General features: G+C 68.9%; 18 protein-coding genes, 1 tRNA gene and 2 pseudogenes. 12 read left to right on the forward strand and 9 right to left on the reverse strand.

Annotated elements, in window-relative coordinates; genetic code table 11:
• Window positions 1-444: pseudogene (locus ACYVDG_RS23685) on the forward strand (transposase); the annotation flags it as partial.
• Here the strand turns inward: ACYVDG_RS23685 and ACYVDG_RS23690 are convergent.
• The 5 genes and pseudogenes from ACYVDG_RS23690 to ACYVDG_RS23710 form a co-directional block, all read right to left on the reverse strand.
• A complete protein-coding gene (locus ACYVDG_RS23690) occupies window positions 445-1,533 on the reverse strand; it encodes a VirB4 family type IV secretion system protein (protein ID WP_460757789.1) in 1,089 nt (362 codons plus the stop codon). It abuts the pseudogene before it with no gap.
• A 64-nt stretch (window positions 1,534-1,597) separates the two neighbouring features.
• Window positions 1,598-2,167, reverse strand: a complete 570-nt coding sequence (locus ACYVDG_RS23695) for a hypothetical protein (RefSeq protein WP_460757855.1) — start codon at window positions 2,165-2,167, stop codon at window positions 1,598-1,600.
• Between the two features lie 147 nt (window positions 2,168-2,314).
• Window positions 2,315-2,512, reverse strand: a pseudogene (locus tag ACYVDG_RS23700) (PrgI family protein); the annotation flags it as partial.
• A 1,420-nt stretch (window positions 2,513-3,932) separates the two neighbouring features.
• On the reverse strand, window positions 3,933-4,241 hold the full coding sequence (locus ACYVDG_RS23705; RefSeq protein ID WP_460757790.1) for a pilin: 309 nt from the start codon (window positions 4,239-4,241) through the stop codon (window positions 3,933-3,935).
• 257 nt (window positions 4,242-4,498) lie between these two features.
• A complete protein-coding gene (locus tag ACYVDG_RS23710; RefSeq protein WP_460757791.1) occupies window positions 4,499-5,227 on the reverse strand; it encodes a hypothetical protein in 729 nt (242 codons plus the stop codon).
• A 603-nt stretch (window positions 5,228-5,830) separates the two neighbouring features.
• On the opposite strand from ACYVDG_RS23710, the gene ACYVDG_RS23715 reads away from it, so the two are divergent.
• From ACYVDG_RS23715 to ACYVDG_RS23730, 4 genes are all read left to right on the forward strand, one after another.
• Window positions 5,831-6,364 (forward strand): hypothetical protein, encoded by a 534-nt coding sequence (locus ACYVDG_RS23715; protein WP_460757792.1) that lies wholly within the window; start codon window positions 5,831-5,833, stop codon window positions 6,362-6,364.
• Between the two features lie 527 nt (window positions 6,365-6,891).
• On the forward strand, window positions 6,892-7,134 hold the full coding sequence (locus ACYVDG_RS23720) for a hypothetical protein (RefSeq protein ID WP_460757793.1): 243 nt from the start codon (window positions 6,892-6,894) through the stop codon (window positions 7,132-7,134).
• On the forward strand, window positions 7,131-7,568 hold the full coding sequence (locus tag ACYVDG_RS23725) for an XF1762 family protein (RefSeq protein ID WP_460757794.1): 438 nt from the start codon (window positions 7,131-7,133) through the stop codon (window positions 7,566-7,568). The genes ACYVDG_RS23720 and ACYVDG_RS23725 overlap by 4 nt, the downstream gene beginning before the upstream one ends.
• A 481-nt stretch (window positions 7,569-8,049) precedes the next feature.
• Window positions 8,050-9,777: a recombinase family protein gene (locus ACYVDG_RS23730; RefSeq protein ID WP_460757848.1), complete on the forward strand. Its 1,728-nt coding sequence runs from the start codon at window positions 8,050-8,052 to the stop codon at window positions 9,775-9,777.
• On the opposite strand, the gene ACYVDG_RS23735 is transcribed toward ACYVDG_RS23730, so the two are convergent.
• Window positions 9,733-9,817: transfer RNA gene (locus tag ACYVDG_RS23735), tRNA-Leu, on the reverse strand. The genes ACYVDG_RS23730 and ACYVDG_RS23735 overlap by 45 nt on opposite strands.
• A gap of 136 nt (window positions 9,818-9,953) precedes the next feature.
• Between ACYVDG_RS23735 and ACYVDG_RS23740 the strand changes: the two genes are divergently transcribed.
• From ACYVDG_RS23740 to tmk, 6 genes are all read left to right on the forward strand, one after another.
• Complete coding sequence (locus tag ACYVDG_RS23740; protein WP_460757795.1) at window positions 9,954-11,276, forward strand: M20/M25/M40 family metallo-hydrolase; 1,323 nt, start codon at window positions 9,954-9,956, stop codon at window positions 11,274-11,276.
• 238 nt (window positions 11,277-11,514) lie between these two features.
• Window positions 11,515-12,627 carry a hypothetical protein gene (locus ACYVDG_RS23745; RefSeq protein WP_460757796.1) on the forward strand — a complete coding sequence of 371 codons (1,113 nt, stop codon included), beginning with the start codon at window positions 11,515-11,517 and terminating at the stop codon, window positions 12,625-12,627.
• Between the two features lie 152 nt (window positions 12,628-12,779).
• Window positions 12,780-13,406, forward strand: coding sequence for a chaplin family protein (locus ACYVDG_RS23750; protein WP_460757797.1), 627 nt, complete (start codon window positions 12,780-12,782; stop codon window positions 13,404-13,406).
• A gap of 313 nt (window positions 13,407-13,719) precedes the next feature.
• On the forward strand, window positions 13,720-15,165 hold the full coding sequence (locus tag ACYVDG_RS23755; RefSeq protein WP_460757798.1) for a hypothetical protein: 1,446 nt from the start codon (window positions 13,720-13,722) through the stop codon (window positions 15,163-15,165).
• A 674-nt stretch (window positions 15,166-15,839) separates the two neighbouring features.
• Complete coding sequence (gene topA, locus ACYVDG_RS23760; protein WP_460757799.1) at window positions 15,840-18,668, forward strand: type I DNA topoisomerase; 2,829 nt, start codon at window positions 15,840-15,842, stop codon at window positions 18,666-18,668.
• A gap of 283 nt (window positions 18,669-18,951) precedes the next feature.
• Window positions 18,952-21,060 (forward strand): dTMP kinase, encoded by a 2,109-nt coding sequence (gene tmk, locus ACYVDG_RS23765; RefSeq protein ID WP_460757800.1) that lies wholly within the window; start codon window positions 18,952-18,954, stop codon window positions 21,058-21,060.
• A gap of 117 nt (window positions 21,061-21,177) precedes the next feature.
• Here the strand turns inward: tmk and ACYVDG_RS23770 are convergent, their stop codons facing one another.
• The 3 genes from ACYVDG_RS23770 to ACYVDG_RS23780 form a co-directional block, all read right to left on the reverse strand.
• A complete protein-coding gene (locus ACYVDG_RS23770; RefSeq protein WP_460757801.1) occupies window positions 21,178-22,095 on the reverse strand; it encodes a hypothetical protein in 918 nt (305 codons plus the stop codon).
• 236 nt (window positions 22,096-22,331) lie between these two features.
• On the reverse strand, window positions 22,332-22,901 hold the full coding sequence (locus tag ACYVDG_RS23775) for a peptidoglycan-binding domain-containing protein (protein WP_460757802.1): 570 nt from the start codon (window positions 22,899-22,901) through the stop codon (window positions 22,332-22,334).
• Window positions 22,902-23,063: 162 nt separating this feature from the next.
• Window positions 23,064-23,627, reverse strand: coding sequence for a peptidoglycan-binding domain-containing protein (locus ACYVDG_RS23780; RefSeq protein ID WP_460757803.1), 564 nt, complete (start codon window positions 23,625-23,627; stop codon window positions 23,064-23,066).
• A gap of 268 nt (window positions 23,628-23,895) precedes the next feature.
• On the opposite strand from ACYVDG_RS23780, the gene ACYVDG_RS23785 reads away from it, so the two are divergent.
• A complete protein-coding gene (locus tag ACYVDG_RS23785; protein WP_460757804.1) occupies window positions 23,896-25,068 on the forward strand; it encodes a DNA polymerase III subunit delta' in 1,173 nt (390 codons plus the stop codon).
• Window positions 25,069-25,137: the final 69 nt, after the last annotated feature.

Genomic DNA, 25,137 nt, shown 5'->3' on the forward strand with positions numbered 1-25,137 from the left:
CAAGCTCGCCGGGTGGGCACTGGCCGACCATATGCGCACCGAGCTGGTGGCCGACGCCCTCACAGCAGCCGCGCGTGAGCGCGGGGGGCTGCAAGGGGCGGTCTTCCACTCCGACCACGGGTCGGTCGGCGGATTGAACTCCCCGTCTACACCTCCCGGGCCTACGAAGGACTGTGCACGGACCTGGGGGTGGTCCAGCCGATGGGGGCGATCGGCTCGAGTGCGGACAACGCGGTCGCGGAGAGCTTCAACGCCACGCTCAAGCGCGAGACCCTCGCGGGCGCCCTCACCTACACCGACGAGGTGACGCTGCGGCGCACGGTGTTCCGGTGGGCCCACCGCTACAACACCTGTCGTCGGCATTCGTGGTGCCAGAATCTGGCTCCGAATGCTTTCGAGGCGTCTCACCCGTCTCAGGCGTCTATGCTGGCGTCCGCGGCGTAATCAATCACCCCCGTGTCCAAGAACCGGGGTCAAGGCCCCCACCAGGTCCGCCAGCAGCGGGGCCGGGCGTGACCACGTTTCGCCCTCGCCGGTGATTCCGGCTTCGCGGTAGGTGGCCACCAGAGCCCGGTCCAGGGCAGCGCGCTGGCGCGCGGACAGGGCACCGCCCAGCATTACCGCCATCAAGGTGTGCAGGAACAGTGCTCGCCTGCTCACCGCGTCGCGCCGGGCTGTGGAGTCCACGGCCAAATCGAGGGGGTTGACGTGGACACCGGGTGCCCCGAGCCGAAGGACCGTGCCGCCCACGGCTTGGGCGAGGCGGGTGTATTCGTCCTCGGGGTCAATGACTGCGGCGGTCACACCCGAATACAAGCTGCGGAGCAGTTCGAGCTTGCAGAAGTAGGACTTCCCGGCGCCTGATCTGGCGAGCACCACCGAGTTGTAGTTGTCGCCCCTCCATCGGTCCCAGACCACCACCCCAGACGAGGAGGCGTTGAGCCCGTAGAGCACCGCCCGGTCGGTGGTCTGCACAGCCAGGTCCGGACTGGAGAACGGGAACGCCGCGGACAACGCTGCGGTGTCCATGCTGCGCTGCTGCTCCAACAGGTCCACGCCCAGCGGCAGACTGGAAATCCACCCCTGCAACTGACGGTAAGAGGCCGGGCGGACGTCGACCAGCATCGAACTGGCCAGCGAGCGGACATGGTCGACCTCTTCGGACAGGCCTTTCTCAGAGGAGGCGTGCACGGTCAGGTACAGACCCACACGGAACAGTTTTCCTTCGCCTCTGGCGAGGGAGGCGGCCATCTCCCGGGCGTCTTCGGCTGCGACCTCGGCCTCGAAGTCTTCGAGTTTGCCCTTTTCGGCTGTGGTGCGGCTGGAGGCTTCGAGCTTGGACATCTGTCGCCGGAGTCGGTCGGCGGCTGTTTGGGGTGGGATGGGCTCGATGTGCAGGGATACGTCCAAACGGCCCGGGTAGGTCAGCAGCGGCTCCATCCACCCGTGGCCGACCTCGGCGGGGTAACCGGTCACCGCCCAGGAGGCGCTGACTCCGCCACCGACCCGCAGGTGTCGGGGTGCGATTTCCACCTCAGCGGCCACCTGCCCTTGCCCATCAGCAGTTGTGGTGCGGTTCTTCTTGCGGGCAAACACCTCATGCCTCCTCGGGTTGGGTGGGGCCGGTGACGACCGATCCTGGACTGGCAAGCCCTTCGGGAGGCACGTGCCTGCTGGACGGGTCGGAGGCGGAGGCCAGGACCGCAGCGGCCTGTCCCCCGGTGAGCACCTGGGCTCGGGACCCGGCTGCGGCCAGTGCGCGCACGGCATCCTCGGCCCGTCGTCGTACGGTGACCGCGGCATGGGCGCCATCGCTGCCGGTCTCCCGCAGAACCAGAACGATCTGCCGCCGCAACAGGTCTCGGGACTGGGCGAGATCGGAGAGGAAATCCGCATGACCGCGGGCGGCCCTCTCCAGTGCCGGGTGGGGCATCGTCGGTGCCGCTTGGTCCAGGGCGTCCACCAGCGGGTCCAACTTGATGGACTCCGCACGGATGAGGATCTGGACCGGGGCGCTGAGCGAGTTCAGGTAAGAGCCAAACCCGTTCACCAGACCGGCCTGTTCGCTCGTAGTGCGCAGCGAGAACGACACGGTCGAACAGGACACCAGCACGGCGCAGCCATGTTCGGCCAGGTCCACCACGCCCTCATCAGAGATCGCTGCCACCGGCAGATGCAGTGGGCTTGGCAGGGGCGGGGTGCGAGCGTCGATCCAGGACGGTATCCGAGCGCCGTGGTGGGCATCGGTGGACTGTCGCTTGGGTGAGTGAGCGAATTTGAGAGCGGCCAGCATTAGGCGGTCCAGGCTGAGCCCATCGCGCTGGACCAGGGCGGCGGCCACCGCCCCGCCCATGACGGGAACGGCCACCGCCACCAAGGCCAGCGGCGAAACCAGATGACCTGCCGCCTGGTAGAGGACCCAGACGCCAAGTCCGGGGACAGCAATGATGATGAGTTGCCGTGCGGTGAGACCTGCGAGGATCTTGTCCTCGCGCTCGACATCAGCGGGCATGCGTACACGCGACACTTAGGGCCTCCTTCGGGGACGCGGGTTGCGGGGACGAGGGCCACCACGCGGGTCCGACCCCGGGCGTGGAGGTGGAGTTGGGCCTGGGCCAGGTCCGGTCCCCCTTCCGGGACCGCCACGCGGGCCTCGCCCCGGGCCACTTCCCGGGCCACGACGTCCACGTCCGGGCCCTGTGCCACGACCAGGGCCGCCGCGCGGGTTGCGCCCGGGCCCGGTCCCGGCCCCGGGACGCGGCCCGCGCCCCGGTCCGCCCGGACTCGGCTGGGGGTTAGCCCCGCCCCGCCCCGGCCCTGGCCTGGGGCCAGTCGGCCACTGCTGGCGCGCGAGGGCCCTGGTCCGCTGGGCCGCCCAGCAGCACGGGATGCGGCTGCGCCCTTCTTGGCTGCGAAGGCCTTGCCCAGTCCGCGGAAGATCAGCAGGCTGGCGACCAGCTTGGTCCCCTTGACCAGGGGCGAGTTCTGGTAGTTGAACACCTGCTTGAACGCCCAGAAGGGGATGCGGACCATCACATACATGGCGCAGATGATCAGAAGGACATCGACCACGTTCTCGGCGGCCTCGATGAAGTCGGGGGCCGCGTTGCGGGAGAGGAAGAGCACCACCATCAGGCGCAGCACCACGGCTTGGGCGATCTGGATGATCATGAGTGCGCCCATCGCCCGCCACCACAGGCGCGCAAGCACTTCGGTCTGAGGAAGGGCGTGGCAAGCCAGCGCCAGTGGAGCGATCGCGGTGAGCAGGATCCACAGCACGATGCGCAGGATCGCCGCCAGCATGAAGAAGAAGCTCAGCAGTGAGCCGACCACCATCAGCAACAGCAGCACGAGCGCTTCGCCGCGCGGGTTCCCGAAGACCCTGGCGAGCGTTTCGGTGACGTTGTCGAGTGTCGCGGCCCCGTCGAGCATGGACAGGGCGATGCCGTTGGCCAGCTCCCGCATCATCTCGACCAGCAAAAACGAGGAGTTCGCGGCGATGAACCCGAGCACTACTCGCGGAAGAAGCTCCTTCGCTCCGGCGGAGGTCTGCACACTCTGGTAGCTCATCAGCAGGATCCCGGCGGTGATGATCACCAGCACGTAGAGACTGTTGGCGACCGCGAGGTGTTCACCCCAGATCGTGCGGATCCCGTCGGTGGGGGGTGGGGTAGCCAGCGCGGGAAGCGCGGCAAGGGTGATGGTGAACTCGATCGCATCCCCGATGAACCCGGCCACCCATTCGTAGAAAGTCACACCGGCCCGGCATGGGTAGTCGAGGCGTCCGCACTCCTCGGGGTCAGTGGGGGTGGTCTCCCCGGGCTCATCTGGTAGATCCGCAGGTGATAGTGCGGCCTCGGCGCCAGAGGGTGCGCCCCACAGGAGTCCGCCACTGACGCCGATAAACAGCACGAAAGTCCGCGTTCGCGGTCTCATTGCAGTCCCACGAAGCCGCGCAGGATCTGGACCAGGATCGGCGCGAGGATGGCTACCAGGTATCCCAGGGCGCTGTACTTCAGGGTGTCTTTGGCTTTGTTGACCTCGCCTGGGTCGCCACCGGCTAGCAGGTACCTCAGGCCGCCGATGGTGAGCAGCAGCGTGGCCAGCACCACCAGCAGACCTACCAACCAATTCCTAATGTTGTTGATGACGGTGTCCAGGTCGCTGACTCCAGGGTCCTCGGCCTCCTGCGCCCAGACGGGCGAGATCTCACCCCCGGCCAGCACCAGGACTACGGCCACACCCGCAGTAAGGGCGGGGCGCGCACATTTCTTGACCGCCTCCATCATGGCCACCTCGATTCGCTGAAACCCCGCCAGAATCCAGCGGGACACACGCATCAGAGGCCGGGGCGAAGGCGCCGACTCCTCCTTTCCAAATGGCGCTTTCGGTGGTGGGCGTTCAACACCTTCTCCGCCCCGGCTGGTGTGTCCTCGTTGGCGGGGGAGGAGGAACTCTCCTCACCCATCAAGAAGAACGAGATGCCGTTTTTCGCTCATCACATCGGAAATGAACTTCCTGCCAGGGCGTTCTCCAGCCGCTCTTCGGCGCCGCGCCGCCACCGCCGCGCGGTGATGTAGGCCAGCCCCATCTCATCGGCGACCTGGGCCAGCTTGGCGCGCTCCAGGCGAGTGCGAGCTACCAAGTCGGCCTCGGCCTGAGTCAGCAGTCCCGTGGCCACGCTTTCGGCCAGAACCGTTACCGGCCCCCGCCCACCGGCGGCCGGGGCGGTCGTGAACCTATTGGGGTGCCACGCCCTCGTGCGGCGTCGGTCGCGGGCGTGGCGGTAGGCGTAGGCGCTCGCGGTGTTGGTGGCCGCCGACCACAACCGTTCGCCCACGTCGCTCACCCCAGCGGGGATGGATCGCACCTGCTCTATCAGAGCGATCAGTACTTCGGACTCCAGGTCAGGGATGTGCTGCTCGGGGACTCGGGCGTAGCGTGAACAGGCGGCCACCATCCGGGGCAGCGCCCCTCCGGCCGCGATGACCGTCCACGTTGACTCGCCCGCACGTGCCCGGGCAAAGACGCGGTGCCAGAGCCCGTCGGTTACCTCCCGAGGGCCGTGGCGCAGCAGGGCCAGGATCTCTGAGGCGGTAAGTTCCTCTGCTTCGATGCCCTCCACCGCAGCGGTGGGGAGGGCGGGTTGTCCGGGGCCGGTGGTGAGTAGAGTGAGCGTGCGCCGCAGTACCTCGAATGGCTGGTCTGCCGTGGTGGCGTGCACCATGTCGAACTCCCTTCACGTATCGGGGAGTTCCATGGAGCACCATCGGATTCGCAGAAAATTAGCAGACGATCAGTACAGAGTTTTGCTCACGAACTGCGTACTCTCTGCTCATCCAAGGGGGTCAGTTCGACTTGCACCGCGTCCAGGGTGTGCAGGAGAAAAAGGTCTGATGCGTACGTGCTGCGTACGCATGACCTCAATCGGAATGAGCGAAAAACGGCATCTCGTTCTTCTTGATGGGTAAGGCGTTCGACACTCAGCCGACCACCCACCCATGACCCACCACCCATCCCGCCCCCGATACCTGCTGATCGACGGCAGCCCTGGAGCCACCACTCTGCTCGTCCTGGCCACCCACGGCGCGATCGGCACCTTCGACGCCGTCCTGGTGCCCGACACCGGTTGGCTACCTGAGCAGACCCACCATGACCTGGACGCGTTGCGGCACAGAGCCACCGCGTCCGGCATGGACTGGATCCATGCCCGGACCGGTGATACTGCACGAGACAGCCTCGACGGCATAGTCTTGCCGCTGCCGTTGTTCACTCTCACCGCTGACCGCGTTGCCGGACGCCTACCCCAGGGATGCGCCCACCGCCAGGGGTGGCACTGTCCAGCGCGGTGCGTCGTCTGCTCGGCTACCCCCGCCCCACCCCGATCCCCGACGGAGTTGCGGCCGAGTGCGCTACCGGCACCGCCCTCGGACAGGCCCAGGCCCAGGCCCCGCCTTCGACCGGCCCGCGCTATATCCGCTTTCGCCGCCCAGTGATCGACATCGGGTGGACGAGCACCGACTGCGCCGCTTTTCTGGCCCAGCACGGGCTCCCCACGACCCTGGACCTGGCATGCATCCCCTGCCCGCTGCGCTCCAACCGATCCTGGCGACATCTACGTGACACCGACCCGGCGGCGTTCGCCGACGCGGTATCGATCGACACCACCCTGCGGCACGGCCACCCCAGCCCGGCACTGCGCGGCATGCCGGACGGCACCACCTTCTACCTGCACCCCGACCGCGTCCCACTGGACCAGGCCGACCTGAGCACGGACACCGGGTGGCATCCCTGCGGGTGCGCGCCCTGGGCGTGCCGGGGCGATGCCGCCACCGATCCGGCAGCGGGCGGTGAGGACCAGTGATGGCCAGGGCACTGTCACAGCCCAAAGCCACCACCACCGAGCGGCACACGCTGATCGGCTCGCTGCGTACCGGCTGCGCCGACCTGGCCCGCGCGGGGTATGACGCACGCTCGTGTTGCGTACGCGCCAGCGGCATCGGCGCACCCCGGCGCGAGCGCATCTTTGTTGTTGCCCACCCCGTGCGCCAGCGACGGGGATCGGGGCGCGTCGGATTCTCATGTGCGTACGCGGCGCGGACGCCAGGTGCGGGTTTCCGACGTGCTGTGTCACCCGCCTGCGTACGCACGCACCTGCACTGCGCACACCACCAGCCGCACCCGCGCTCCCGGGTGTTTGCTGCCCACACCGCTGGCCAGCGATGCCACCAGGGCAAGCCCGCACCAGAGGGATTCACGCTGGAACCCCACGCTGTCCTCCGGGGTCATCGGTACGCACCCCGGCAACGACGGCACGCAGCCGCGTACGCACACCCGCCGTTCGCGTACGCATGGGCGGACTACGGGCTCGCGATCCGGCGCTGGGAAACGGTGATCGGCAGAGCGGCACCAGCGCCCATCGAGACCGGCAGGCGGGCACAGCCCCGACTGCGTGCTCAATTGGTCGAGTGGATGCTGCTCCACCAGGGGTGGGTCACCGACCCGGACCTCGGCATGCCGGGTCGTGCCCAACTACAGGCCCTCGGCAACGCTGTGGTACCGCAGCAGGCCACTGCTGCCGTCCGGCACCTACTGGCCGAGATGGCCCATGCCGCAGAGGGAGGGGCGACATGAGGCTGACGCTCGTGCCCGTGCCGTTCACTGAAGCGAAGGCGTTCATCGAAGTCTGGCATCGCCACCTGAAACCGCCGAGGGGACACAAGTTCAGCCTCGGTATTGCCGACCACGACGGTGTTCTCGTCGCTGTTGCCGTGGTCGGACGACCGGTCGCGCGAGGACTCGATGACGGGCGCACCCTCGAAGTCACCCGTCTCGCCAGTAATGGCAGACCCAACGCCTGCTCGATGCTCTACGCCGCCTCCTGGAGGGCCGCGCGGGCACTGGCCTACCACCGCCTGGTCACCTACACCCGCGCCGACGAAACCGGGGCATCGCTGCGCGCGGTCGGATGGCAGCCGGTCGCGGCACTGCCGCCTCGGGAAGGGTGGCATCCGCCCCGGCGGCCACGCGCCGAAGGCGTTTCGAGAACCCGTTGGGAGGCCCAATGAGAAGAGGGCTCCAACCGGTTACCTGCTCCGTCTCGTTGCTACGCGGTACGCGATCCCATCTCGGCAACGTCCGTTCATGCCTCGAACACGACCGTGCGCCCATTCCACCGCGCAGTGGTCCCGGGATCCAGAGCCCTCAGCATCACCACGTGAACGAGGGATCGAAGCGGCAAGGGCGGCATTGCCGAACTGGTACCGGTATTGCCGTTCTCCGGGACCTTACCTCCGAGGGAGGTTTGTGTGGCTGAAGAGCAAGAGAAGGGTTCTGACCAGCTAAAACACTATGAAAACGAAGGTTCTGGGTCCTACCCTGACAGCCATACCGGCTCCAGGAACCCAGTACGTGTGATCGTCCCCGAAGAGCCGCCGGACCTTTCCCCCGAAGCGGCCCGGGCACTACTGCGGATCGTCCGCAGTGCGTACGCACAACACTCCTCGTCCGATACGCACGACTCTGAACCCGGCCCAGGAGGCCAGCAGAATGACCCAGAGCAACCTCCCGAGTGAGGACCCGCTGAGGTTCGCCCTGTGGGCCCGCGTGTCCACCGACGACCTCCAGGACCCCGAAGCATCGCGTGCCTGGCAACGCACCCGAGCCGAGGCGCTCATCGGCCAGCGAGGCCAGATCGTCACCGAGTTCTTCGACATGGACAAGTCGCGCTCTGTGCCCCCGCGTCGTCGGCCGCAGGGATCGCGGTTGCTGCGCCTGTTGGAGGATCCCGATCGGGGGTTCGATGCGGTGGTGGTGGGCGAGCCCCAGCGTGTCTTCTACGACGCCCAGTTCAATGACACCTTCCCGTTGTTCCATCACTTCCGTGTGCCGTTGTGGGTGCCCGAGGTCGGGGGCGCGATCGACTCGCGTAACGAGGCCCACACCATGATCATGTCGGTGTTCGGCGGAACCAGTAAGGGCGAGCGCACCCGTATCCAGGTGCGAGTGCAGGCCGCCATGGCGGCACAGGCCAAGTTGGAGGGTCGATGGCTGGGGGGACGTCCTCCTTACGGCTACATGCTTCAGGACGCTGGCCCTCACCCCAATCCGGCCAAGGCCGCGGACGGCAAGCGCATGCACCGTATGGTTCCGGATCCCGTGACCAGACACGTCGTGCAGAGGATCTTCGCCGACTTCCTGTGCGGGCTGGGGATCTTCGCCATCGCGGAGATGTTGACCAGTGAGGGCATACCCTCGCCGTCGGCACACGACCGTCGGCGCAACCCTCATCGCACCGGACTGGCCTGGTCCAAGAACGCGATCCGGGCCATCCTGAAGAACCCCCGCTACACGGGCCACCAGGTGTGGAACAAGCAACACAAGTCCGAAGAGTTGCTCGACGTGCGTGACGTCTCGCTGGGCTACACCACCAAGTTGCGGTGGAACGACCAGGACCAGTGGGTCGTCTCGAACGAGATCGTGCACGAGCCACTGGTCTCGGACGAGGATTTCGCGCAGGCGCAGCGTCTACTCGAAGTCAAGGGACGCCGGGCCGTGACTCGCCGCCCGCGCAGCACCGGGCGTGTCTATCCGTTGCGTAGTCGGCTGCACTGCGGTCTGTGCAACCGCAGGATGCAGGGGAGCTGGAACAACCAGCGCCCCTACTACCGGTGCACCTTCCCCAACGAGTACGCCATGGCCAACCACGTGGCCCATCCGCGTTCGGTGTATCTGAAGGAGGACGACGTGCTTCCGGTGCTGGACGACTGGCTCGCCAGGCTGTTCGAGCCCACGCGCAGAGAAGAGACTCTTCGTCTGCTCACCGAGTCGCAGCAAAAGGATGAGACTGGCCAGGCCGTAAAGCGTGCGGCCGAGGAGAAGCTCGCCGAATGCGACACCAAGCTTTCTCGCTACCGCGCCGCGTTGGAGTCGGGAACAGACCCGGAGATCGTTGGGGAGTGGATTCGGGAGGTCAAGGCTGACCGGGCTCTGGCCAACGCTCAGCTCAAGGAGCGCGAGGACGGTCCGCAACGGCTGGAAGCCAACGAGATCGAGGCCCATCTCGAAGCGATAGGAGACTTCGCCACCATGATCCGTGAAGCAGACCGCGAGGCGAAGAGCGCCCTCTACACGGGGCTGGACCTTCGCCTGACCTACCACCCCGTGAAACGCGTCGTGCGAGCCGAGGCGGACCTCAACTCGCACGAAGGGCGCAATATGTACAAACTGACGTGTCCGAGGGGGGACTTGAACCCCCACAGCCTTAACGGCCACTAGCACCTCAAGCTAGCGCGTCTACCTATTCCGCCACCCGGACTGGGTCGCTCGGTCGCTCTCGCGCCGAACAGGTTCAACCATAGCAAAGGTCTGAAGGGCCCCGAACCAGTTTTCCGCCCGGGGGTGACCGTGGCAGTGTCTAGGGCAAAAGGTGCGGACGCAGACGGGAGAGCCAGATGGCGGAACCAGACAAGGGCTTGAGTGCGACGGAGGTCGAGGTCGTCGACCTGTGCCGCGAGCTGATCGAGTTCGACACCTCCAATTACGGCGACCACTCGGGGCCGGGGGAGCGCAAGGCCGCGGAGTACGTAGCGACCAGGCTCGACGAGGTCGGGGTGGAGTCGCAGATCTACGAGAAGCACCCCGGGCGCAGCAACGTGGTGGCGCGGATCACGGGCGAGGACTCCAGCCGGCCGCCGCTGCTCATCCACGGGCACCTGGACGTGGTGCCGGCCGCCCCGGAGGACTGGACCCACCACCCCTTCGCGGCCGAGGTCGCCGACGGATGCGTGTGGGGCCGCGGCGCGGTCGACATGAAGAACATGAACGCGATGGTCCTGGCCATGCTGCGGCAGCGGCTCCGGGAGGGGCGCAAGCCTCCGAGGGACATCGTGCTGGCCTTCCTCGCCGACGAGGAGGCCGGCGGTACCTGGGGCGCCCAGTACTTGGTGAACGAGCATCCTGAGCTGTTCGCCGACTGCGACTCCGCGATCAGCGAGGTCGGCGGCTTCTCCTTCACGGTCAACGAGAACCGTCGCCTCTACCTGGTGGAGACCGCGGAGAAGGGCATCGCGTGGATGAAGCTCACCGCGCGCGGCACCGCGGGGCACGGTTCGATGGTCAGCAGCGACAACGCGGTCACCGAGCTGGCCGCCGCCGTCGCGCGCCTGGGCCAGCACGAGTTCCCGGTGCAGCTGACCCCGACCGTGCGGACCTTCCTCGAGGAGATCTGCGAGGAGTTCGGCATCCCCTTCGACGAGAAGGACGTCGACGCCACGGTGGCCCGGCTGGGGCCGATCGCCAAGATGATCGGTGCCACTCTGCGTAACACCCTCAACCCGACGGTTCTCGGCGGTGGCTACAAGGCCAACGTCATCCCGGGTGAGGCCACCGCGCAGGTCGACGGGCGCTTCCTGCCCGGCACCGAGGACGAGTACTTCGCCAAGGTCGACGAGCTCCTCGGCCCGAAGGTCAGTCGCGAGTTCATCCACCACCTGCCCTCGGTGGAGACCTCCTTCGACGGCGGTCTTGTCAACGCGATGTCGGAGTCCCTGCTGGCCGAGGACCCGGGTGCCAAGGCTGTTCCCTACTGCCTCTCGGGCGGTACGGACGCGAAGAGCTTCTCCCGACTCGGGGTGCGCAACTACGGTTTCTCCCCGCTGAAGCTCCCGCCGGAGCTGGATTTCGCGGGCATGTTCCACGGGGTCGACGAGCGAGTCCCCGTGGACGGCCTCCAGTTCGGGGTGCGGGTGCTGGACCGTTTCGTGGGCATGAGCTGACCGGTCGTCGGCATCGGCTGACCAGGGACGCCGTGCTCTGACCCGAGTATGTCCCGCTATGGGCGAACCGCGCCGAGTAACTTCTCGGCGCGGTTCGCTTTCTCGCACACGGTCACCCAACGTGATGCTAAGGTTGCTTTGAGTGCGGCGGGGTCTCCGTTTGTCGGGCCCCGCAGTGTGACCGGAAGCGGCACGGCCGCACGGGACCGTCCAGCAGCAGCGAAACGAAGGGGCATTCATGGTGCTCGCGAGCCGAGGGTGGCTGGTTTCCCCCAGCCGCGCTGCTCGCAATGCCCGTGGAACCTACGCCCGGTTGCTGCTCCTGTCCGGCATCGTCGCCGTCGCATGGCTGGCCGGGGGAATGGGCGTCGCGCACAGCGAGGCCTCCCCCGAGTCCGGCGGGCTCGTCGACAGCGTCCTGGGCGACGGTGACGTCGACGGTGTTCTCAGCGACGACGGGGTCGACGTCCTGGGCGACGGCCGCGTCGATGACGTCACCGAACGCGCCGATCAGGCCACCGACGAGATCCGGGAGACCCGGATCTCCGAAACCGCGGACCGAGCCGTCTCCTCCACGGAGGCCATCGCCGACAGTGTCGTCCCGCAGGCGTCCTCGCTTCCCGAGACCGCGCTCCAGGAGACGGGTGTCAGCGAGGCCCTTGAGGAGAGCACGGTCGGCGCGGTCGCCAACAGCGTGGTCCACGACACCGGCCAAGCCGTCGACAACACCGCTCGCGAGGCCACCGGCCTCGTCACCGGGGTCGCCCGCACCGGCCAGGACGTGGTGGAGTCCACGGACGAGTCCCTGCGCGAGGCCGGCCTGGTCGAAGGCGTGGCTGCCGGCCTGACCGACACGGTCGGCGACGGCGGGATCGATTCCGTGGCTGAGCCCGGCGGGCCTTTGGGCCTGCCGATCCTGGGCTCCGACGAGGAGCTCACGGCCGCCGTTCTGCCCGGGGAACAGCGTTCCGACAAGGAGCTCGAAGAGCGGGAGCGGGACGAGCGCGACGAGCGTCAGGACCGGGTGGCGCGCGCGGCCGACGAGGTCGCCGCACACGTGGCCGAGACGTCCTGGCGCGTGGCCGACGAGGCATCGCAGAGCGCTGGCCACGAGGACTCCGACGACGAGTCCGCGGAGCGTATCCGCCTGATCGGCGGCGGCTCCGAGTACCAGGCCGGGCCGGACACCACCGGTGCCTCCGCCCCGTCCTTCCCGACGCCCGGTGCCGCGGGATTCCTCATGGCCCGGTCCGATCACATGGTGCTTCAGGCACAGCGGGTCGCCCTTCCCGGCGACCCCAACCTGGTGGTCCGCGACGCCGCGGACGACCCCTCCTTCTCCCCTGACTAGTCGCGCTCCAGACCGCGGCCGGTCCGTGCGCCCTGCGCACAGCCGCCTCACCCTTCTCGGTGGGCGTGCTCTCTTTCCCAGGCATTGACGCCGGGATCCCGTCCGCGGTCATCAGGAGCATCCAGCAGAACTCCTCGTTGACAGGACATCCAATGACCCAGACAACCCACGTCCGATTCGCCGCCCTTCTGACAGCCGGATTCCTCGCCAGCACCACGGGCATCGCCTACGCCGACACCACGACCAGTGGAAACGGTTCGATCGGTGGCGGCAACCAGATCGAGGCGGACATCGACGCTCCGATCAACGTCTGCGGCAACGCCATCGCGGTCCTCGGACTCGCCGGGGCCGACTGCACCGACGGTGAGGCCAGCGTGACCGGTGCCAGTTCCACCAGCGTTCCCCGGGACAGCGACGAAGACCCCGGCGACTACGACGGCTACTACCCCGAGTACCCCGACTACCCCGAGTACCCCGAGTACCCCGAGTACCCCGAGTACCCGGAAGAGCCTGAGGAGCCCGTCGAAGAGGAGCCGGAGGAGCCCGTCGAGGAGGAACCCCCGGAGGACAAGGAGCGCGAGGAGCAGGCGGAGGAGGAGCCCTCCGAGGCGCCTTCCGAGTCCGCGTCTCCCTCCGCTCCGCCCGCCGACGAGCACCGCCTGGCGGTCACCGGCGCCGACCAGGGCGCGCTCACCGGGCTGGTCGCCGCCGCGATCCTCACCGTCGCCGCAGGCGCCGGGCTCCTGCTCTTCGGCAGGCGCCGCAAGAGCGAGAGCTGATCGGCCTCCCGGGCCGCGCGCCCGGGGGTTGACGCGAGTCCCGCAGCACCGGCCACGGCCATGTGCTCGGGGTTCACGTCAGCCGCCGCTCAACCAGAGCGGAGCTGATCGACGGGGTGGGGTCGTCCGTACGCACCCAGCGGAGACGGACGGGGCCGCACTCAGCAGCCCGGCAGACCACGCACCGACCAGGTGCGGAGCCGACCGGATGATCCCCGGCCTTGGCCGAAGGCCCGCGCCCTACCCAGGGGTGTGGAACGGCCTGTGGCCCATGCACTTCTCATCAACCTGTTTTCTCGAAAGGACTTCCCACATGCGTAAGTGGGCAAGCACATCCGCGAAGTCCGTGCTCCTGGCGGCTGGCTTCGTCGCCCTGGGCAGTGGCATTGCCTACGCCGACAGCGACGCGGCCACCAGCGGCAACGGCTCGGTTCTCGGCGGCAACCAGGCGGTGGCCAACGCGGACGTTCCCGTGAACGTGTCCGGCAACGCCGTCGGCGCCGTGGCCGGGATCGCGGGCGCCTCCAGCACGGACTCCGACGCCAAGGTGATCGACCACAACCACAACGACGTCCGCTCGTCGGGCAACGGCTCGCTGGCCGGCGGCAACCAGCTGGTCGTGGACGGCGACGTCCCGGTGAACGTGTCCGGCAACGCGGTCGGTGCCGTGGGTGGTGTGGCCGGAGCGGCCGCCACCGACGCCGACTCCGTGGTGCACCACAGCTCCGGTGACGACGGCTACGGCTACAAGGGCAAGGGCAAGGGCAAGGGTCACCACGGTCACGGGAGCGACGACCCGGACATCGCTACCTCGGGCAACGGCTCGCTGATCGGCGGCAACCAGATCGTCGGCGACCTGGACGTCCCGGTGAACGTGTCCGGTAACGCGGTCGGTGCCGTGGGTGGTGTGGCCGGAGCTGCCGCCACCGACGCCGACGCGATCGTCCGGCACCACCAGGCCGCCGAGGTCGAGCACCAGGCCGCCGAGGTCGAGCACCAGTCCGGTCAGCTCACCGCGACCGACCTGGTCACCGAGGTGGCCGAGAACGCGCAGGTCCTGCCGGACACCTCCGGTGTGGACGCCGGCGTCCTGCAGCAGTCCGCTCCGGTCCGCGAGCACCAGTCGATCGCCACCTCGGGCAACGGCTCCCTGCTGGGCGGCAACCAGCTGGTCGTGGACGGCGACATCCCGGTGAACGTCACCGGCAACGCCATCGGTGCCCTGGGCGGCGTCGCGGGCGCGGCCTCCACCGACAGCACCGCCAAGGTCAAGGACGCCGAGCGCGACATCCGGACCTCGGGCAACGGCTCGCTGGCCGGCGGCAACCAGATCGTCGGCGACCTGGACGTCCCGGTGAACGTGTCCGGCAACGCCATCGGCGCCGTGGCGGGGATCGCGGGAGCGAGCTCCACCGGCGACGGTGCGGAGGTCGTGCACCACAGTGCCGAGACCGAGGAGCAGTCCGCGGCCATGGACAGCGCGCCGCTCGTCGGTGAGCTGCCCGAGGTGCCCGTCTCCGAGATGCTGCCCGTCGGCTACGACCTGACCGAGACCGCCGACCGGGCCGTCGAGGAGCCCGCCCCCGAGCAGGCCCCGGAGCAGGCCCCGGAAGAGGCCCCCGAGCAGGCGCCCGAGCAGGTCGAGGAGCAGGCCCCGGAGCTCGTCGAGGAGCTGCCCGAGGAGCTGCCCGAGGCCACCGAGATCCCGGACGTCGACCCGGTCGGTGACCTGCTGGGTGCCGCGGGCATCGGCCTGTAACGACCAGAACGGGTCCGCGAGGACCTGTGCGGGGCGTGTGACCGGTCACGGCCACTCGCCGGACCAGGGGAGTGCGGCCTCCCGTTCCGTTATGGAACGCGGTGGACTGCGGGAAGCCGGACTCCCAGGGTCGGCGAAGCGGTGAACCGGGACCGTGCCCCGCGAACGGCACCAAGTGCCGTGCACGTCCGAAGCACTGTGTGTGGGAAACGCATCGTGGTGAGTCGCCTCCGCGCTCCCGTTCCGTTATGGAACGCGGTGGACTGCGGGAGAGTGGAGGTGGCGACCGCAGGGTTCCGGACGTGAGCCGAGTCCTCCCGGGAATATCCGGGAGGACTCGCCGCATTCTGGAGGCAGGGACACTCTGAACGCCCAAGTGTGACGCAAGTCACCCGATCGGGGTGTTAGAGGTGCTCGTCCGAGTGGGCGTCGGTCCGAAGGAGAGCGTCGCCACGGTCGGTAGCGCACGTTACGGGCCGGTACCGGTCGGGGTAGCGCTTATTCTGCGGGTGCCGGTGGGTGGAGGTTCGGAGTCCGCGGCGGGTCCACGCCGCGAGGGCCGTCCGCGCCCGCTCACCGACGGGGGAGTCCTGTAGTTCGGTTACTGTCGGTTCCCACGGAACCGAAGGACCGCGGCCGACAGAACACGTAAGGCTAGACGTAGGGGAAAAAGCGTGCCACCCAAGAAGGGCAGCGCCGGCAAGAACGGCTCGAAGGACAACGGAAGTCAGGGGACGGGGACCGCTCTCGTCATCGTCGAGTCGCCAGCCAAGGCGAAGACCATCGCCGGTTATCTGGGACACGGCTACGTCGTGGAGTCCAGCATCGGCCACATCCGTGACCTGCCCACCAAGGCCGCTGAGATCCCCGCGAAGTACAAGGGTCAGCCCTGGGCGAGGCTCGGTGTCGACGTGGACGGCGACTTCGAGCCGCTCTACGTCGTCAACACCGACAAGAAGGCACACGTCAAGAAGCTCAAGGAGCTCATGGCGGAGGCCGACGAACTCCTGCTCGCCACTGATGAGGACCGCGAGGGTGAGGCCATCGCCTGGCACCTGCGCGAGGAGCTCAAGCCCAAGATCCCCGTCCGCCGGATGGTCTTCAACGAGATCACCAAGGACGCCATCCAGCACGCCAAGAACAACACGCGTGACCTGAACACCCGTCTGGTCAGCGCGCAGGAGACGCGGCGCATCCTGGACCGCCTCTACGGCTACGAGGTCTCACCCGTGCTGTGGAAGAAGGTCATGCCGAAGCTCTCGGCGGGCCGCGTGCAGTCCGTCGCCACCCGCCTGGTGGTCGAGCGCGAGCGCGAGCGCATGGCGTTCACCAGCGCCGAGTACTGGGACCTCAAGGCGGTCTTCGACGCCACCGAGGCCGGTGCTGCCGACGGGCCCGCCACGTTCCCCGCCACCCTGGTCTCCGTCGACGGCAAGCGGATCGCCGCGGGCCGCGACTTCACCTCCCAGGGCACCATCCGCGCCGACCGCGACGTACGCCACCTGGACGAGGCGGCCGCCCGCGGCCTGGCCGAGCGCCTGACCGGGACCGGGTTCGCGGTCAGCTCGGTGGAGCGCAAGCCCTACCGCCGCTCGCCGTACGCGCCCTTCCGCACCACCACCCTCCAGCAGGAGGCGTCCCGCAAGCTCAACCTGTCCGCGAAGCAGACCATGCAGGTCGCCCAGCGGCTGTATGAGAACGGGCACATCACGTACATGCGTACCGACAGCACCACGCTGTCGGACAGCGCGATCAAGGCCGCCCGCAACCAGGTGCGGAGCCTGTACGGCGGCGACTACCTGCCGGAAAAGCCGCGCGTGTACTCCAAGAAGGTCAAGAACGCGCAGGAGGCGCACGAGGCGATCCGCCCCGCGGGCGACAACTTCCGGACCCCCGCCCAGTCCGGGCTGTCCGGCCCCGAGTTCCGCCTCTACGAGCTCATCTGGAAGCGCACGGTCGCCTCCCAGATGAAGGACGCGGTCGGCGAGTCCGTCACGGTGAAGATTCAGGGGACCTCCACCAACGGCGAGGTCGCCGAGTTCAGTGCCAGCGGAAAGGTCATCACCTTCCACGGCTTCCTCAAGGCTTACGTTGAGGGGTCCGACGACCCCGCCGCGGACCTGGACGACCGTGAGCGCCGCCTGCCCCCGATGGCCGAGAGCGACCCGGTCAAGGCGCAGAGCCTGGAGGCCGAGGGGCACAGCACCCGGCCGCCCGCGCGCTACACCGAGGCCACCCTGGTCAAGGAGCTGGAGGAGCGGGAGATCGGCCGCCCCTCCACCTACGCCTCGATCATCGGCACCATCCTCGACCGGGGCTACGTCTTCAAGAAGGGCACGGCGCTCGTGCCGTCCTTCCTGGCGTTCGCCGTCGTGCAGCTGCTGGAGCGGCACTTCGGCAACCTGGTGGACTACGAGTTCACCGCGCGCCTCGAGGACAGCCTGGACAGCATCGCCCGCGGCGAGGCCGAGAGCCTGCCCTGGCTGCGCCGCTTCTACTTCGGCGGCCAGGACGCCGACGGCCAGGAGGAGATGGGTCTCAAGGAGCTGGTGGGCGACCACCTCTCCGAGATCGACCCCAAGGAGGTCAGCTCCCTCCCGCTGCCCGGTACCGACATCGTGCTGCGGGTGGGCCGCTACGGTCCCTACCTGGACCGCGACGGTGCCCGCGTGAACGTGCCGGAGGACCTGGCGCCGGACGAGCTGACCGAGGCCAAGGCCGAGGAGCTCTTCGCCCAGCCCAGCGGCGACCGGGATCTCGGAGTCGACCCCGAGACCGGCCGCACGGTCCTGGCCAAGACCGGGCGCTTCGGCCCCTACGTCACCGAGGTCATCGAGGAGGCCGCGCCCGCCGAGGGCGAGACCAAGCCCAAGAGCAAGGCGAAGGCCAAGGTCAAGCCGCGCACCGGTTCGCTGCTGAAGAGCATGGACCTGGACACGGTCACCCTGGAGGACGCGCTGCGCCTGCTGTCCCTGCCCCGCGTGGTGGGACAGCTCGACGACGAGGACGTCACCGCGCAGAACGGCCGCTTCGGCCCCTACCTCAAGAAGGGCACCGACAGCCGCTCCCTGGAGACCGAGGAGCAGATCTTCTCGATCACCCTGGAGGAGGCCAAGGCGATCTTCGCGCAGCCCAAGCAGCGCGGTCGCCGTGCCGCGGCCCCCCCGCTGCGCGAGCTCGGACAGGACCCGGAGTCGGGAGCCAAGATGGTGGTCAAGGACGGCCGCTTCGGCCCCTACGTCACCGACGGAGAGGTCAACGCGTCCCTGCGCAAGGGTGACGAGGTCGAGTCGATCACCGACGAACGCGCCGCCGAGCTGCTGGCCGACCGCCGGGCCAAGGCCCCCGCCAAGAAGAAGGCCCCGGCCAAGAAGAAGGCCCCGGCGAAGAAGCCCGCGGCCAAGAAGACCACGACCACCAAGAAGACGGCGGCGAAGAAGCCCGCCGCCAAGAAGACCGGCGAGCCGAAGACGGCCGCCAAGAAGGCCTCCGAAGAGGCCTGACCGGCGTCCGCGGCCAACGGCCGGACGGGCCTCCGCAGTCGGCGGTGAGCAGTGACGCTCACCTGGACGTTCCCTCCGTGGGGCGCCCGGGTGAGCGTTCCCGCGTGTATTGCAACGGATACGCAACTTCATCCCCTGTCGGGGAATGATCTTGCGTACTACGCTGTGCGTGACGGATGGGGGCACGGAAACGTGTGTGACCCCCGCCCGTATCCCCCGATTCCATGGACAGGTGACTGATGCCTGTCAGTTCCTATCCCCCTCATCGATAATCTTGAGCGCTATGAGCAGATCTGCACCCCTGGGAGCGCCGGCCGAGGCGCAGAACGTCCTCGCGATCACACCCTTCCGAAGGCTGTGGGTCTCGCTTTCCCTCTCCAGCCTTGGTGACTGGCTGAGCCTGTTGGCGCTGGTGTCCCTCGCGGCCATCTTCACGGCCGACAGCTCCACTCTCGTCCAATACCTCGCCGTCACCGGCGTCGTCGCCATCAAACTGGCGCCCGCGGTCCTCCTCAGCCCGCTCGCCGGTGCCGTCGCGGACCGCCTGGACCGGCGGTGGACGATGGTCGCCGGAGACGTCCTCCGCGGCCTCCTCTACGTCTCCATCCCGGTCGTCGGCCTGATGTTCTCCGGTTTCGCGCTGGAGTGGCTGCTGATCGCGAGCCTGCTCGCGGAGATCGTCGCCCTCTTCTGGACCCCCGCGCGCGACGCCACGATCCCCACGCTCGTGCCCAAACGGATGCTCGGCCAGGCCAACCGGCTGACCCTCCTGGCCACATACGGCGCCGCGCCGGTCGCGGCCCTGCTGTTCGCCGCGCTGGCGTCGGTCAGCAACGTGTTGGGCGCGCTCGTGCCCACCATGGCCAACCCCGAGGCGGATGTCGCCCTCTACCTGAACGCCCTCACCTTCTTCGTGGCGGCGATCGTCGTCGCCGGGCTGCCACTGCCCAAGCACACGGTGTCCAAGGAGGCGCAGAGCCCCAACCGCGACGCGAACATCCTGAGCGCCGTCTTCGCAGGCCGCGCCGCGGTCGGTGCGGGGACGCTCGTGCGCGGCGTGGTCGTCGGCCTGGCCGCCACGGCCGCCGCGGGCGGCATCGTCCTCGGTGTGGGGCGCCCGCACGTGGAGAACCTCGGCGCGGGCAACGCCGGTTTCGGTGTCCTCGTCGCCGCGCTCTTCCTGGGGCTGGGCCTGGGCCTGGTCTCCGGCCCGCGCGTCCTCAAGCAGTTCAGTCGGCGTCGCCTCTACGGGCTGGCCGTCATCCTGGGCGGTCTGGCCCTGCTCTTCTCCGGCGCGATCGCCGACATGGTCCTCACCGCGCTCCTGGTCCTCGTGCTCGGCCTGGCCTCGGGCTTGGCCTGGGGAATCGGGACGTCGCTGGTCAGTGTCGAGGTGGAGGAGGACCAGCGCGCAGCCGGGTTCGCCCTCCTGCACGGGACGGGCCGACTGGCGCTCCTCGGGGGAGCGGTCCTGGCCCCGCTGGCCGCCGGTTTCGCCGGTGACCACGAGATCCCGCTCGGCGGCCCGCTCAGCTACGACCTGCACGGCAGCGGCCTGCTTCTGATGGCGGGCGGCCTGATCGCCCTCGTCGCGGCGTTCGTCGCCTACCACCAGGCCAACCAGGACGTGCCCGAAGCCGGCCCCGGGCTGCTTCCCGAACTCTTCGCGGCGCTGCGCGGGGTCACCCCGCAGCCCGAAGAGGAGGAGGACAGCAGGATCACCGGTGCCTTCATCGTCGTCGAGGGCGGCGAGGGTGCGGGCAAGTCCACCCAGGTGCGCGAACTGACGGTGTGGCTGCGTGACCAGGGGTTCGAGGCGGTGGGCACCCGCCAGCCGGGCGCCACCAAGCTCGGTATGCGGCTGCGCGGTATCCTGCTCGACCGCGAGAACTCGCACATCACCGACCGCGCCGAGGTACTCCTGTACGCGGCGGACAAGGCCGACCACGTCGAACAGGAGATCCTCCCGGCGCTGCGCCGCGGCGCAGTGGTGATCAGCGACCGCTACGTCGACTCGCTGCTCGCCTATCAGGGGGCCGGGCGCGACCTGGCGGTGGACGACATCCGCGAGGTCAGTTCGTGGGCGACCCAGGAGCTGGTCCCCGACCTGACGGTGCTGCTGGACGTGCGCCCCGAGGACGGCCTCTCCCGGCTGGGCGGTCCGGCCGACCGGATCGAGTCCGAGTCGGCGGACTTCCACACCCGCGTCCGCAAGGGCTTCCGCGCGCTCGCGGAGGAGCACCCGGACCGGTACCTGGTGCTCGACGCCCGCGAGCCGCAGGAGAAGATCACGCGGGAGATCCAGCGCCGTGTGCGGCCGCTGCTGCCCGACCCGGTCGACTCCGGCTCCGAGGCGGTCACCGGCATGATCCCGGTGATCAAGCCCGAGTAGCCGACCGTGCACAGAGGGCCCCTGCCGCCTTGAGCTTCCGAGCCGCGGCAGGGGCCCTTCGGGCTGTTGGCGGTCCTGTCGGACTCCCCACCGGAGCCCGGTCCAGTCAGGGCCCGCTCAGCGGGTCAGGGTCCACTCACCGTCGCCCCCGACCTCCAAGATGTCCGCGTCGTCCTGCAGGGGCTCCTCCCCCTCGTAGGCGCCGAGTTCGTTGGCCATGATGTTGGTGCTCTCCCCGGCGAGGCTTTTGACACTGAAGTACCTGTCTCCTTCGTGGTTCAGGCTGAGGGAAGCGAAGGTGCCGGTGGACCACAGCAGTTGGAGGACGTCATCGCCGCTGTCGGAGTACTCGCTCTCGTCCGCCCGCCAGGGGGTCGCGTGGGTCAACGGCTCGATGGTGACCTCCCAGTCACCGTCGGCTTCGATCTTCAGCATGCCGATGTCGTCCTCGAAGATCGTGGTGAGCAGCATCCGGCCCTCGTAGGGGCTTCGCTTGGTGGCCACCAGGTCCGCGGAGTCGGAGTCGGATCCCCCGGCGTACAAACTGAACACATCGGACCCCTCGTGGGTCATCGAGATGATCCGTACGTCGTCGAACGAAGGCTCCACCTCGACGAGGGTGTCACCGCTGCCGCTCGCCTCGAGGACGTCGTGCTCGGGGAAGTCCGGAGGGGTGCCCGGACCCTCGGGCCCGTCGTCCGCGGACTCGTCCGTGCTGTCGTCCTCGGCTGAGCCCTCGTTCTGGTCCGCGTCGTCCGGGTCCGGCTCCTCGTCCGTTGCTGAAACGGAGGGGTCGTCCTGGGCGGTGGGTGCGCCGTCGGAGGGCACCCGGACGAAGGCGGCGACAGCGGCGAGGACGAGGAAGGCCGTGCCCAGCGCGGCACCGCCCAGAGCGACCTTGGCCCCCGTTCCCAAGCCTTGGGGCTCGGGCTGCGGGGGATAGCCGAACGGGTACTGGTGGGGGCTCTGTGGGCCGGGGCCGTGCGGCGGCTGGAAGCCCTGCGGTCCCGAACCGTGCGGAGGAGGTGGGTTCACGGGATCTCCGTGCTCGTGGGGAGTCGAAGCTCCATTGTGGGGGAGGGGGACCGGGTTGTGTCGAGCCCTGTTCGGTCACGGTAGGGGGTGTAGGTCCGAGCAGGGCACCGACGCCTGCCTGCGACCCGATGGCGAGCTGCCCGAACCCTGGGGGCGCCAGCGCCCGAAGCTTGGGACGGCATGGCCGTGCCCCGGCCGGGGACCCACGCGTCCGACCGGGGCACGGAGACCGGTGGTCAGTCGACGGAGGTGTCGTCGGGGGTCATGAGGGCCTGGAAGGTGATCGGGCCGACGATGCCGTCGTCGTCGATTCCCTGTGCAGCTTGGAAGTCGCGCACGGCCGCTTCGGTCGCCGGGCCGAACTCGCCGTCCAACAACAGGTCGTAGCCGTACCCGCTGATCAGCGCCTGCTGGACAGCCTTCACCAGGTTGCCGCTGTCACCCGGCTGAACGAGCCCCATGTCGTCGCTGAGGGCCTCCCAGGTGGCGGCACCCACCACGCCGTCCGCCTCGATGTCCTTGGCGGTCTGGTAGTCGATGACGGCTTCGGTCAACCGCTCGTCGAAGTGCTCGTCGGCGTGGACGACGTCGAGGTAGCCGAAGTCGAAGAGCATGAACTTGACGACCGACACCTCCCAGCGGTTCTGCCCCTCCGCCAGCTCGGGCCACTCGGCCGCCTCGATCGTGTCGACCACCTCTGGCGGCGTGTCCGGGCCGTCGGCGAGCGCTGGGGCCCCCGAGAACCCGACGCCCGCGACCACGGCCCCGGACGCGATCAGCATGGCTACTCCGCGTACCTTCGTCATGGTTTTCCCTTCCGCTTGTTGACGACGCCCCCGCGGCCGTCTCTACTTGGGTAGATCCGTGACGGAGGCGACCGGTTCGCTCCGGCGGCCCTTCTGACCTGCTTCGGCCCCGATGACAACTCCGTGCTGGAGGTCGCGTCGGTCCGCCGCCCGGCGCCGTCGTCACCAGCCGGTGGACATGATGGCCTGGAAGGTCGTGTAACCGACGATGCCGTCGTTCGGGAGGTCGGCGCTGTCCTGGAAGCCGACCACCGCATCCAGGGTCTCCGGGCCGAACAGGCCGTCCTGCGGCACGTCGAAGCCGTGGCCCGCGGCGAGCGCGTACTGGACGGCCAGTACCCGGTAGCCGCTGTCGCCCTGCCCCACCGCGACCAGGTCCGTGGTGAGCGCAGCCCAGGTCTCGCCGTCCACCACGCCGCTCCCCGGGATGTTCCGGTCCCGCTGGTACTCCTTGACCGCCTCGCTCAGCCGTTCGTCGAAGTGCTTGTCGGCGTTGCTGGCGTCGTAGTAGCCGAGATCGTGGAGGATGTACTTGACGACCGTCACCTCCCAGGTGACGTAGCCCTCCTCCAGTTCGGGCCACTCCGAGGCCTCGACGGACGCCGTGACCTCCGGCGGGCTGCTGGGAGCGCCGTTCTGAGCCAGGGCGGGTGTTCCGGAGACTCCGATCCCGGCGACGGCGGCCCCGGACGCGATCAGCATGGCGATCCCGCGTACCTTCGACATGTGCTTCCCCTCAGCGTGTGGACGGCGCCCCCGTGCGGCCGTCTGTACCGGGAGAGATGGCCGAGGCGGAAGCGCGGTTCGTCGCCGCACGCCTTCTGACCTGGTTCGGCCGTGCGGACAACGGTGCGGACCGGTCCGCGTCGTTGACCGAATCGGCCGCGGGAAGGCGGCGGGAAGCGGCGGAACGGTCCCTGTGGAAAACGGTCCGGGTGTCGTCCGCGGCTCCTATCCTGGTAGCCAGACATTCCATGCGGCCCAGGGGGGAAGCTTGACGGTCTTCGACGACCTTGTCGGCCAGGAAACGGCGAGCGCCCAACTGACCCACGCCGTCAACGGCGCGGCCGACTTCCTCGCGGGCGGGCCAGGGGCGGGGATGACCCACGCCTGGCTGTTCACCGGCCCACCCGGCTCCGGCCGGGAAGAGGCCGCGCGGGCCTTCGCCGCCGCCCTCCAGTGCGACGAGGGGGGTTGCGGGCACTGCAACTCCTGCCACCAGGTACTTACCGGAACCCACCCCGACATCCTCTACGTGCGGCCCAGCGGGCTGAGCTTCGGTGTGGCCGCCACCCGCGACCTGGTGCTCCGAGCCGGGTCCAAGCCCTCCGGCGGCAACTTCCGCATCGTGCTCTTCGAGGACGCAGACCGGGCCACCGAGGCCGCCTCGAACGCCCTCCTCAAGGCGGTGGAGGAGCCCTCGCCGCGGACGGTGTGGCTGCTGTGCACACCCACACCCGACGACCTCCTCATCACCATCCGCTCCCGCTGCCGCATGGTCACCCTGGCCACCCCGGGTACCCGGCAGATCGTCGACGCACTCGTCCAACGCGAGGGCGTGGACCCCGTGGCCGCCGAAGCCGCCGCCCGTGCCTCCGCCGGGCGGACCGACCGGGCGCGGCAGCTGGCCACCGATCCGGAGGCGCGCCGCCGTCGGGAGGAGGTCCTGTCCATCCCGACCCGACTCGACGGGCTGGGTGCCTGCGTCACCTCCGCGGCCCGGCTGTACGAGATCGCCGAGGAGGAGTCCAAGGCGCTCACCACGGCACTCAACGAGAAGGAGAAGGACGAGCTCAAGGCGGCCTTCGGCGAAGGTTCGACCGGTAAGGGCGTGGCCAAGGCGGTCCGCGGGGCCTCCGGCGCCCTCAAGGACCTGGAGGAGCGGCAGAAGCGCCGGGCCACCAGGATCAAGCGGGACTCCTACGACCGAGCCCTGCTCGACCTGGCCGCCTTCTACCGGGACGTGCTCGCCCTGCAGGTGGGCGCCACCGTGGAGCTGTCCACCGGGGAGCGCTCTGGAGACCTGGAGCGGATCGCCCGTTCCGGCACCCCGGAGTCCACGCTGCGCCGGATCGACGCGATCATGGCCTGCCGCGAGCGGATCGCGGCCAATGTGCACCCGCAGATCGCCATGGAGGCGATGACCTCCGCGCTCCTGGCCGGGTAGCCGACCGGGGACCGGTCGTGCCCCTGCGGGCCCCCTGGTGCTTCCTGTGGGCCCCTGCGTGCCCCGGCG

It is taken from the genome of Nocardiopsis oceani, assembly GCF_054777395.1.

Coding starts and splice junctions, on each gene's coding strand:
- ACYVDG_RS23710 (WP_460757791.1), bottom strand. CDS start 5,227: ATGGTGCACGCCACCACGGCAGACCAGCCATTCGAGGTACTGCGGCGC.
- ACYVDG_RS23725 (WP_460757794.1), top strand. CDS start 7,131: ATGAGGCTGACGCTCGTGCCCGTGCCGTTCACTGAAGCGAAGGCGTTC.
- ACYVDG_RS23730 (WP_460757848.1), top strand. CDS start 8,050: ATGACCCAGAGCAACCTCCCGAGTGAGGACCCGCTGAGGTTCGCCCTG.
- ACYVDG_RS23740 (WP_460757795.1), top strand. CDS start 9,954: ATGGCGGAACCAGACAAGGGCTTGAGTGCGACGGAGGTCGAGGTCGTC.
- ACYVDG_RS23745 (WP_460757796.1), top strand. CDS start 11,515: ATGGTGCTCGCGAGCCGAGGGTGGCTGGTTTCCCCCAGCCGCGCTGCT.
- ACYVDG_RS23750 (WP_460757797.1), top strand. CDS start 12,780: ATGACCCAGACAACCCACGTCCGATTCGCCGCCCTTCTGACAGCCGGA.
- ACYVDG_RS23755 (WP_460757798.1), top strand. CDS start 13,720: ATGCGTAAGTGGGCAAGCACATCCGCGAAGTCCGTGCTCCTGGCGGCT.
- tmk (WP_460757800.1), top strand. CDS start 18,952: ATGAGCAGATCTGCACCCCTGGGAGCGCCGGCCGAGGCGCAGAACGTC.
- ACYVDG_RS23775 (WP_460757802.1), bottom strand. CDS start 22,901: ATGACGAAGGTACGCGGAGTAGCCATGCTGATCGCGTCCGGGGCCGTG.
- ACYVDG_RS23780 (WP_460757803.1), bottom strand. CDS start 23,627: ATGTCGAAGGTACGCGGGATCGCCATGCTGATCGCGTCCGGGGCCGCC.